This is a genomic window from Micromonospora sp. NBC_01699 (assembly GCF_036250065.1).
Classification (GTDB): domain Bacteria; phylum Actinomycetota; class Actinomycetes; order Mycobacteriales; family Micromonosporaceae; genus Micromonospora_G.
In genome coordinates this window covers 5394130-5405370 of sequence record NZ_CP109199.1, presented here as the reverse complement: position 1 = coordinate 5405370, position 11241 = coordinate 5394130, and the positions used below count along the sequence as shown (strand labels likewise).

At 73.6% G+C, this 11241-nt stretch carries 4 protein-coding genes; 3 read left to right on the top strand and 1 reads right to left on the bottom strand.

Annotated features, from left to right (window positions below):
- Positions 1-190: 190 nt before the first annotated feature.
- Complete coding sequence (locus tag OG792_RS21800; protein WP_329101708.1) at positions 191-766, bottom strand: GNAT family N-acetyltransferase; 576 nt, start codon at positions 764-766, stop codon at positions 191-193.
- 1352 nt (positions 767-2118) lie between these two features.
- Here OG792_RS21800 and OG792_RS21795 point away from each other — a divergent pair.
- The 3 genes from OG792_RS21795 to OG792_RS21785 all read left to right on the top strand — a co-directional run bounded on the left by OG792_RS21795 (position 2119) and on the right by OG792_RS21785 (position 11192).
- Complete coding sequence (locus OG792_RS21795) at positions 2119-4803, top strand: ATP-binding protein (RefSeq protein WP_329101706.1); 2685 nt, start codon at positions 2119-2121, stop codon at positions 4801-4803.
- A 181-nt stretch (positions 4804-4984) separates the two neighbouring features.
- Entirely contained in the window at positions 4985-5767 is a 783-nt protein-coding gene (locus OG792_RS21790; RefSeq protein ID WP_329101704.1) for a thioesterase II family protein, read from the top strand.
- 76 nt (positions 5768-5843) lie between these two features.
- Positions 5844-11192 carry a type I polyketide synthase gene (locus OG792_RS21785; RefSeq protein WP_329101702.1) on the top strand — a complete coding sequence of 1783 codons (5349 nt, stop codon included), beginning with the start codon at positions 5844-5846 and terminating at the stop codon, positions 11190-11192.
- Positions 11193-11241 lie beyond the last annotated feature (49 nt).

Here is an 11241-nt window from a genome sequence, read left to right as displayed (position 1 = left end):
GGTTCGCGATGCGACAGCGTCGAGCCGGGTGCGGCACCGAGGCCCCGTCCACCGTTGGTGATCCGGGCCGCCAGGGCTGGCGCCGGTGCTCCCTGCCATTTTTGCCGGCGCCAGCGTCCATCAACGGCTGACAGGCGCAAAGCCATCCGCGACTGTCGTTGGACTGCTGGATTCGGACCCGGGATCCGGTTCACGCGCGCGGGTCGCGGGCTGGATCTGCGTTGTCCGGCCAGTTCGACGTGAAGATCCAGTCGAGGCCGTCCTCCCCAGCGGTGTCCAGGTGGGGAGCGCGGCGCAGGCCGGCGCGTACGGCGACCTTGAGCGACGCCGTGTTGTCGGGTCGCACTCTTGCGACGAGGGGCCGGTCGGGCAGGTGCGTGGTTGCCCAGTCGACGACCGCGGTGGCGGCCTCGGTGGCGATCCGGTTTCCCCAGGCCGAGGGGTCGAGGCGGTAGAACAGGTTCAGGATGGTGAGGCCGTGTAGCTCCATCAGCTTGATGCCGCAGAAGCCGAGCGGCTGGTCGCTCGGCACGTGGCCACGGACCGTCCAGTAGCCGAAGCCATTCCGGTGCCAGTGTCCGTCCCACCTCTGGTAGAGCTGCTCAGCTTCGGTGCGGCTGGCGAGCGCGTCGCCAGGGTTGTGCGCGCAAGCCCGCGGATCGCTGTGGACCCGGTGGATGGCGTCGATGTCGGCGGGCGTTGGGCGGCGCAGCGACAGCCGCGCGGTCCGCAGCTCCTCGCTGTTGGCAAGGTCGGCGTGGCCCATGTCTGGATCCTTTCCTTCCGGCGTTGCCGCGTCGGGGTTCCACGCCGGACGGGCTCTGCCTGTTCCAGGGCCTCGGCGGGCGGGGACCTGGCCGTGGGCGAGCCCATCGTGGCCTTCTCCGGCTCCCACCCCATGATCGCCGATGGCGCCCCCGGCGGCGGGTTCGGCGGCCTTCAGGCCGGGTATCGACGCCACCGGTGAGTCGTACCCGGGCCTGCAATGGTGACATGGATTCGTGAAATATTCCGTCTGAGCTGCGGATATAAGCGTGCGGCGCGCAAGGGTTCGAAACCTGAATGGGATTCATGAACGAGGGTCGTTAGGTTGAATCCCGTACCCGCTGGAACGGAAATGCCAGGTCGAAGCCCGTCTGCTCCAAATCGATGAGGCGGCCTTCCGCTTTTCGGGTGAGAAATGCGCCGAGGTGGCGTAGCGGTCCACCGGATTGGGTGGGTCGAGATGCGGAGTTCCATCACCGCCGTCGGTACGGGCCGGGACACCGGATCCCATCCCGGTGACCTGAATCGCCCGTGGATCGGGGTGTTGGCCCGGTACACGGGTTTACCGAAAGTCGTCCCGTCCGTTCCGAATTCGCTGATCTGTCCGTCGCCGGCAACCCGCCAAGCCCGAGATGTCGATCAACAAGGCGGCGGCCAATGCGTGTCCGCTCCGCTCGCCGGACGCCGACGCGGTGCAGGTCCAGCCATGATCCCCTCGATGCCCGTCGTCTTGGCGTTGTCGCAGAGGTGACGGGCAACCAGGGGTCCGGGTGTGCCGGCGCCCTCGGCGTGACATGTCGGCCCCGACGGCGCCGAGCGAATCGCCACGTGGGCCGGGACGTGACCATAAACCACGCCTTGGGATGAGCCTCCGGCCCGTTGGGGGCGGTCGATGTGCCCGGAGCCGAGGCGAGCGCGTCACGGGCCCGCGCGGGGACGTCGTCCGGCCATGCCCGCCACCCTCTCGTGGTCGGGCGGTGATCCCATATTCTGTCGACCATCCGGTAGGCTCGCAGGTGTCGGAAGTGTCTCTCCCTAGGGGATTCTGGCAGCTGTCGCAATCACGATTTTCCTTTGCGTGGCAGGCGCTTCGGTCCTAATTTAGGTTTCACAATTCGGTTACAAGATTACGCTCCGGTAAATGTCCGGGGTCTGGTATGGACACTGAAACGCGGGATTCCGAGGGTCGCGACCCGATCGCGGTGGCCGAGCAGAAAGACGGGCCACCGCGTCGTCGATCGCATCCTTTGTCAGGCGTGGGCGGCCGCTGGGGGGTGGTGGCCGGCCGATGCGACCTGCGGGCCCGACGCACCGGTGCAGGCGCAACCCCGGGGGGGAAAGTCAAGGGATGCCATGGAACCGCTGATCGAACGTGAAGTGGAGCTGGCGACGCTGAACGCGTACCACGCCGACGCGGCGGGCGGCGGCGGGTCCGTCGTGCTCGTCACCGGGGCCGCGGGCACCGGCAAAACCACACTGTTGCAGGCGTTCACCGAGCAGGTGGCCCGAGCGGGCGGCCTGGTTCTGACCGCCGCCGGGGTGCGGGCGGAAAGCACCCTGCCGATGGGATTGCTCACCGAACTGTTCGCGGCGCTGCCCGCGTCGGCGGCCGGGCGGTTCGCCGGGCTTCTCGACCAGGCGGCGGCCGTACCGGGGCCGGTCAGCAGCCGCACCATGCGCGGTGTCTGGGAGGCGCTGCGGGAGCTGTCCGACGAGACCCCGGTGCTGGTGGCGATCGACGACATCCAGCACGCCGACGCCGCGTCGCTACAGGTCCTGCTGTCCATCGTGCGGCGGGTACGCGGCGCACGGGCGCTGGTCGTGCTCGCCGAAACCGAGTACTCGCACCGGGCCAGCCCGCTGTTCCGGGCCGAACTGCTGCGGGAGCCCGCGTGCCGGCACATCCACCTGGCCCGGCTCAGTCCCGACGGGGTCGGTCGCCTCGCCGGACCGGGGCTCGACTCGGCGACAACCACCGAACTGGCCGAGCTGAGCGGCGGCAACCCGCTGCTGGCGCACGCGCTGCTGTCCGACCACGGTCGGGTGCGGCGGGAGGCGGACCAGCACACGCCGGGGCTGGTGGTCGGGGACGCGTACGGGCAGGCGGTGCTGTCGTGCGTGCACCGGTTCGAGCCGGTGATGCTGACCGTGGTCAGCGGCCTGGCGGTACTGGGGGAGCCGGCGACGCCGGGGACGCTGGCGCGGATGCTGGAGGTGGACGCGGCCGACGCGGCCTGGGCGCTACAGGGGTTGCAGGAGATCGGGCTGGTGGACGCGGGCCGGTTCCGGCACCAGGCGGCGGCGGCCGCCGTACTGGACAGCATGACCGGTGCGGAGCGCGCCCGGTGGCACCGGCGGATCGCCCGGGTGCTGCACGACGACGGCGAACCGGCGGCCGTGGTGGCCCGGCACCTGATCGCCGCCTCGCACGTGGCCGAGGAGTGGGCCCTGGCCGAGCTGCGGGAGGCGGCCGAACAGGCCGACCTCGGCGACGACGTGGACTTCGCGGTGCAGTGCCTGGAGTTGGCGATGACCGCTGCGCGTACCGAGCCGGAGCGTGCGGCGATCACGATGCGGCTGCTGCGGGTGCAGTGGCGGGTGAACCCGGCGACGGCCGCGCGGCACCTGGAGCCGCTGACCGAGAACCTGCTCGAAGGGCTGCTGCCGCCCGGCGACGCCTCGGTGATCCTCCGGGCGCTGTGCTGGCACGGCAACCTGGCCGCGGTCGAGCGGGTGCTCGGGGTGGCGGCGGCGTCGGAGGCGTGCTTCGACCCGGAGGTGCTGGCCCGGTTGCGGATCGCGCAGCAGTGGCTGCGGGTGTTCTGCCCGTCGCTGCTGGCGAGTACGCCGGCCGTTCCCGCCGCGGAGGTGTCGCCGATCTTCAGTCAACTCGTGCAGGCGGCGACGGCGCTGGCCGAGGGGCTGACCCGGGACCCGGACGCCGACACCGTGACGGTGGCCGAGCAGATGCTCCAGGGCGGCCGGCTCGACGACGACAGCTTCGACTGGATCGAGGCGGCGATGCTGACGCTGGTCCACGCCGACCGGGCCGACCGGGCCGCGCTGTGGTGCGGGCCGCTGTTCGAGCAGGCCGCGGCCCGGGGTGCGGCGACCTGGCAGGCCCGGCTCGCCGCGGTGCAGGGCGAGATCGCGCTGCACCAGGGCGACCTGGCGGCGGCGGAGCGGTGGGCGCACGCCGCGCTGACCCTGATCCCGGCGCGCGGCTGGGGGGTCGCGATCGGCGGGCCGCTGGCCACGCTGATTCTCGCCGCGACCGAGTCCGGCCGGTTCGAGCAGGCCGCGCGACAGCTGCGCCGGGCCACCCCGCCGACCATGTTCCAGACCCGGTACGGGCTGCTGTACCTGCACGCGCGGGCGCAGTACCACCTGGCGACGGGGCGGCTGCACGACGCGCTGGTCGACTTCCTCAACTGCGGTGAGCAGATGGAGCAGTCGGGTCAGCAGCCGACCGGTGCCGCGCCGTGGCGGATCGGGGCGGCCACGGTCTACCTGCGGATGGGCGAGGACGACCTGGCCCGGCAGCTGGTGGGAGAGCTGATGCACCAGCCGAGTACGGCCAGTTCCCGGGCGGCGGCCCGGCGGCTCCTGGAGGCCGCGGGTGACCTGCCGCAGCGGCCGGGCACGTTGTGGGCGTCGGCCCAGCTGGCGCCGCCGGCGGCCCGGATCCCGGCGCAGCGCCAGGATGGCTCCGCCGGGTGGGTACGCCCGCAGCAGGCGCTGCTGCACCACACCGGGACCGTCCTGACCGGTCCGGACACCCCCTTACCGGAGTCGGACGAGAACGCCGACCCGCCGCCGGACGGATCGGGCGACGGGACCGTACTGCTCAGTGACGCCGAACGCCGGGTCGCCGAGCTGGTCGCCGTCGGTCATACCAACCGGGAGGTGGCGCAGGCGCTGTTCATCACCGTCAGCACGGTCGAGCAGCACCTGACCCGGGTCTACCGCAAACTCAACCTCAACGGCCGTTCGGACCTGTCGGTACGGTTCCGGCTCGATCCACCCGAACCGTCGTGAGCTTGTCGGCAGGGGGGATGCCCGCGCCGGTTTAGGGGGTGCCCCAACGGCCTTTAGGGGCCGTGTGCCCTGGCGATGGCCACATCGCCGTGACTTAGATGAGTTTCGGCCCGGCCGCCCGCGCCGTCCCCCGTGGACCGTGCCGGAAATGCGGTCGGCACAACGAAGGGACAGCGAGTCGATGGCGGGACCGACCGACGGCGGTGCGTGGATCCGGCGGTTCCACCCGGCCCCACAGGCGAGCACCCGGCTGATCTGCCTGCCGCACGCGGGTGGTTCGGCGTCGTACTACTTTCCGGTGTCGCGGGCGTTGTCGCCACTGCTGGACGTGCTGGCGATCCAGTACCCGGGGCGGCAGGACCGGCGCGGCGAGCCGTGCGTTGACGATCTGCGTACGCTGGCCGACCTGCTGGTGCCGCTGCTGCTGCCCTGGACGGACCGGCCGTTCGTCCTGTTCGGCCACAGCATGGGCGCGACCCTGGCGTTCGAGGTCGCCGTCCGGCTGGCGCAGCGCGGGATCACCCCGCACGGGCTGTTCGCGTCGGGGCGGCGCGCGCCGTCGTGCTTCCGTGACGAGCGGGTGCACCTGTACAGCGACGCCGAGTTCATCGCCGACCTCAAGGGGCTCAGCGGCACCGATCCGCAGATGTTCGACGACGAGCAGGTCGTGAGCATGATCCTGCCGGCGCTGCGCAGCGACTACCGGGCCGCGGAGACCTACCGCTACCGGCCGACGCCGCCGCTGGCCTGCCCGGTCGTGGCGCTCACCGGTGACACCGACCCGCAGGTCACCATCGACGAGGCGGGTACCTGGGCCGAGCACACCACCGGCCCGTTCGCGCTGGGCGTCTACCCCGGCGGGCACTTCTTCCTGAACGAGCACGCCCCGGCGGTGCTGGACGTGATCCGCGACCACGTCGCCAGGCGCCCGCTGAGCCTGCCTCGGTCGGCCACCGCCGGTTGACCGTCGGCACCCCTACTCCGGGCCCCGCGGCACCCCCCTAACCATCGGCCGGCTGCAACAACCAGGGAGAAGTCCGGTGAGTGAGAACGAGCGGCTGTTGCAGTACCTGCGCCGAGCCACCGCCGACCTGCGCGAGAGCCGCGCCCGGGTGGCCGAGTTGGAACAGCGGGTCTCCGAGGAGCCCGTCGCGATCGTCGGCATGGCCTGCCGGTACCCGGGCGGCGTCACCGCCCCGGAGGACCTGTGGCGGCTGGTGCAGCGGGGCGTGGACGCGGTCGGGCCGTTCCCGGCCGACCGGGGCTGGCCCGGCGGCATCCACGATCCCGAGCCGGGTACGGCGGGGCGCACCTGCGCCGTCGAGGGCGGTTTCCTCTACGACGCGGGCGACTTCGACCCCGACTTCTTCGGGATGAGCCCGAACGAGGCGCTGGGCACCGACCCGCAGCAGCGCCTGCTGCTGGAGGTGTGCTGGGAGGCGGTCGAGCGGGCCGGTATCGACCCGGCGACGTTGCGCGGCAGCGCCACCGGCGTGTTCTGCGGGCTGATGTACCACGACTACGCGCTGGGCAACGGTGCCGCCGGCACCAGCAGCGGCAGCCTCGCCAGCGGTCGGGTTGCGTACACGATGGGTCTGGAGGGTCCGGCGGTCACCGTCGACACGGCCTGCTCGTCGTCGCTGGTCGCGACGCACTGGGCGGTGCAGGCGCTGCGCCGGGGCGAGTGCTCGCTCGCGTTGGCGGGCGGCGCCACGGTGATGTCCAGCCCGGACATGTTCGTCTACTTCAGCGAGCAGCGCGGCCTCGCCCTCGACGGGCGGTGCAAGTCGTTCGCGGCCGCCGCCGACGGCGTCGGGTGCAGCGAGGGAGCCGGGGTGCTGCTGCTGGAACGGCTCGGCGACGCGATCGCCAACGGGCACCCGGTGCTGGCGCTGATCCGTGGCTCGGCGGTCAACCAGGACGGCGCGTCGAGCAGCCTGACCGCACCCAACGGCCCGTCGCAGCAGCGCGTCATCCGGCAGGCACTGGCCGACGCGCGGCTGGGCTTCGCCGACGTCGACGTGGTCGAGGCGCACGGCACCGGGACCCGGCTCGGCGACCCGATCGAGGCGCAGGCGCTGCTGGCGACGTACGGGCAGGACCGGCCCGCCGACCGCCCGGTGCTGCTCGGGTCGGTGAAGTCGAACATCGGGCACACCCAGGCCGCCGCCGGGGTGGCCGGTGTGATCAAGATGGTCGTCGCGATGCGCCACGGCGAGGTGCCCCGCACGCTGCACGTGGACGAGCCGAGCCCGTATGTCGACTGGGCCGCCGGGAACGCCGCCCTGGTCACCGAGACGGTGCCGTGGCCGGGCACCGGCCGGGCGCGTCGCGCCGGGGTGTCCGCGTTCGGCATCAGCGGCACCAACGCGCACCTGATCCTCGAACAGGCACCGCCCGCCGAACCGGCGGGCCGGGAGCCGGCACCCGCCGCGCCGGTGGCCGGGACGCCGCTGGTGCTGTCGGCGCGTACCGAGCAGGCGTTGCGGGCGCAGGCCGGACGGTTGCACGAGCACCTGGCGGCCACGCCCGGGGCGTCGCTGCACGACGTCGGCCTGACGCTGGGCGGCCGGTCGGCGTTCGTACACCGGGCGGTTGTGCTCGCCGCGGACCGCGCCGACGCGCTGGCGGGCCTCGCGGCCGTCGCGGCCGCGATGCCCGTCGCGCAGGTCAGCACCGGTGCCGCCGGCACCGGCGGCACCGCTTTCCTGTTCGGCGGGCAGGGCGCGCAACGCGTGGGCATGGGCCGCGGCCTGCATGCGGCGTTCCCGGCGTACGCGGCCGCGCTGGACGCCGCCGTCGCGCACCTGGACCAGCATCTCGACCGGCCATTGCGCGACGTGTTCTGGGGCGACGACCAGGAGCTGCTGAACCGCACCGGGTACGCCCAGTGCGCCCTGTTCGCCATCGAGGTGGCCCTGTTCCGGCTCCTCGAAAGCTGGGGCGTACGCCCCGACCACCTGGCCGGGCACTCGATCGGCGAACTGGCCGCCGCACACGTCGCCGGGGTGTGGTCGCTGGCCGACGCGGCCCGCCTGGTCGCCGCGCGGGGGCGACTGATGCAGGCCCTGCCGCCCGGCGGCGCCATGATCGCCATCGCCGCCACCGAGGCGGAGGTCACGCCGCTGCTGTCGGAGGCTGCCGGCCTCGCCGCCGTCAACGGCCCCGCCTCGGTGGTGGTGTCCGGTACGGACGACGCCGTCACCGCCGTCGCCGCGCACTTCGCGGCACTGGGCCGGCAGACCACCCGGCTGCGGGTGTCGCACGCGTTCCACTCGCCGCTCGTGGAGCCGATGCTCGCCGAGTTCGCCGCCGTCGCCGCCACCCTCGAATACCACCCGCCGACCATCCCCGTCGTGTCGACCATGACCGGTCGGCCGGCGAGCACGGCCGAACTCTGCGACCCCGACTACTGGGTGTCGCACGTACGTCGCCCGGTCCGGTTCGCCGACGCGGTACGCGCCCTGCACGACGACGGCGTCACCAGCTTCGTCGAACTCGGCCCCGACGGGGTGCTGACCGCGCTCGGCACACAGGTCGGCGTCGAAGCCGTGTTCACGGCGCTGCTGCACCGTAGCGCCGACGAGCCGAGGTCGCTGGTGGCGGGGCTGGCCCACGCGTACGCGCACGGCGTCGGGGTGACCTGGCCGGCGCTGTTCACCGGACACGGGGCGCGACTGGTGGACCTGCCCACGTACGCGTTCCAGCGTCGCCGGTTCTGGCTGCCGATCCGGTCCGGCGGCGCGGACCTGGGCGCGCTCGGGGTCCGGGACACCGGACACCCGCTGCTCGGCGCCGCCGTCGAGCTGCCGGACGGCGGTGTGCTGCTCACCGGCCGGATCGGGATCGACGAACAGCCGTGGCTCGCCGACCACGAACTCGACGGCGTCACCGTGCTGCCCGCCGCCGCGCTGCCCGGCCTGGCCCTCTCGGCCGGGGCACTCGTCGGCTGCGACACCCTGCGCGAGCTGCGGTTGGACGCCCTCCTCGGGCTGCCCGCGCAGGGCGGCCTGGCGCTGCGCGTACAGGTTGGGGCGCCGGACCCCGACGGACAGCGCATCGTCACGATCCACAGCGCACCCGAGGCCGGCACCGGCGACTGGACCCGGCACGCGGCCGGCACCCTCACCGGGGCGGCCGGGCCGGCGCCCTCGGCGCTGCCGTGGCCACCGGCGCACGCCACGCCGATCGACGTCACCGCCGCCTACGCCGCACTCGCCGGACGCGGCCACCGGCACGGCCCGGCGTTCCGGGCGGTCACCGCCGCCTGGCGGCGCGACGGCGACCGGTACGCCGAACTCACCCTGCCGCACGACGTCACCGCCGACGGGTACGGCGTCCACCCGGTGCTGCTCGACGCCGCCCTGCACTGCCGCCTGGCCGACGGCGACACCATCCGCCAACCGGTCATCTGGCACAACCTCACCCTGCACGCCGACGGCGCCACCCGGCTACGGGTACGGCTGACCGGCGACGGCGTCCTGCGGGTCACCGACGCCACGGGTGCGCCGGTGCTGTCCGGCACGGTGACCCTCGGCGTCGCCGAGCTGCCGCCACCGCCCGCACCACGGACCGGTGACGCGATGTTCGACCTGCACTGGCCGACCGTCGAACTGCCCGAAGCCGGTGCGCCGCTGCCGCCCTGGACCCGGCCGTCCACGGACGAACCAGCCCCGGCGGCGCTGCTGTTCACCTGCCCGCCCGAGCCGGGCGACGTGCCCACCGGGGTCCGTGCGGCCACCGGCCGGGTGCTCGCCGGGTTGCAGGACTTCCTCACCGAGGACCGATACGCCGCCTCCCGGCTGGTGGTGCTGACCCACGGCGCGGTGCCGGTCGACGGGGCCGACGTCACCGACCTCGCCGGTGCGGCCGTCTGGGGCCTGGTCCGCGCCGCGCAGGCCGAACACCCCGACCGGTTCGTGCTGGTCGACTCCGACGGCACCGCCGAGTCGTCGGCGCCGCTGCTGGCAGCCGTTGCCGCCGCCGGCGAACCGGAGGTGGCGCTGCGCAGAGGGATCGCGCGGGTACCGCGCCTGACCGGAGCGGCACCCGACGCCACCCCCGCCATCCGGTCCGGACCGGCGACAACGTTCTCCGAGCGGGGAACCGTGCTGGTCACCGGCGGCACCGGCGGACTGGGCGCGCTGGTGGCCCGGCACCTGGTCACCGCGTACGGGGTGCGGTCGGTGGTGCTGACCTCCCGGCGCGGACCCGACGCACCCGGCGCGGACGAACTGGAGAAGGAACTCACCGGCCTCGGCGCGCAGACCCGGATCCTGGCCTGCGACGTCGCCGACCGGGCCTCGGTCGACACCCTGGTCGCCGGCATTCCCGACCTGACCGGGATCGTCCACGCGGCCGGTGTCCTCGACGACGGGGTGATCGGGGCGCTCACCCCGGACCGGCTGGCCGACGTACTCGCCCCGAAGGCCGACGCCGCCTGGCACCTGCACCGGGCCACCCGCGACCGGGACCTGACCGCGTTCGTGCTGTTCTCGTCCGTGTCCGGCACCCTCGGCGGCCCCGGACAGGGCGCGTACGCGGCCGCCAACACGTTCCTCGACGCGCTCGCCGCACACCGACGCGCCGCAGGTCTGGCGGGCCAGTCCCTGGCCTGGGGCCTGTGGGCGGGCGCGGGCATGGGCGGCGAACTCGGCGACGCCGACCGGGCGCGGCTGCGCCGCCAGGGCATCCCGCCGCTGTCCGTCGACACCGGCATCGCCCTGTTCGACCACGCGATTGCCACCGACCGGGCGTACCTGGCCCTGGTCGACCTCGACCTGCGTACCCTCGCCGAGGCGGGGCAGTTGCCCGCTACCCTGCGCGGCCTCGTCCGTACCCGGCCCCGGCGGGCCGGCGAAACCGCCGATCGGCTGCGCGCCGAACTGGCCGGACGACCCCCGGCCGAGCGGCTGACCGTCCTGCTCGACCTCGTCCGCACCCACGCCGCCGTGGTGCTCGGACACCCGGGCCCGGCGGCGGTCGCACCCGAACGCGCCTTCAAGGACCTCGGGTTCGACTCGCTCAGCGCGGTGCAGTTCCGCAACGGACTCACCGACGCCAGCGGGATCTCGCTGCCGACCACCCTGGTCTTCGACCACCCGACCGCCCGCGCCGTCGCCGAGCACCTCGACGGCGTACTCGCCCCCACCGGGGCGGGCGCCGTCGACACCCTGCTGTCCGAGGTGGACCGGCTCGAAGCCGCGCTCGCCGCGTACGGCCCACAGGCCGACGCACACACCCGCGTCACCGCCCGCCTGGAGGCGCTGCTGCGCGGCTGGCAGGACAGCCACGGTGGTGACCCGGCCGACCCGGCGGCACCGGCTCTCGACGAGGCCACCGACGACGAACTCTTCGCCGCGCTCGACAGCGAGCTGGGCGTCTCCTGACACGGCACACCGCCCGGCGCCCGGCGCCGGCAGGCTCGACAAGCGGATG

What these genes read in the sequence shown, in the direction of transcription:
- OG792_RS21795 (WP_329101706.1), top strand. Translation starts at nt 2,119, where the DNA reads ATGGAACCGCTGATCGAACGTGAAGTGGAGCTGGCGACGCTGAACGCG.
- OG792_RS21790 (WP_329101704.1), top strand. Translation starts at nt 4,985, where the DNA reads ATGGCGGGACCGACCGACGGCGGTGCGTGGATCCGGCGGTTCCACCCG.
- OG792_RS21800 (WP_329101708.1), bottom strand. Translation starts at nt 766, where the DNA reads ATGGGCCACGCCGACCTTGCCAACAGCGAGGAGCTGCGGACCGCGCGG.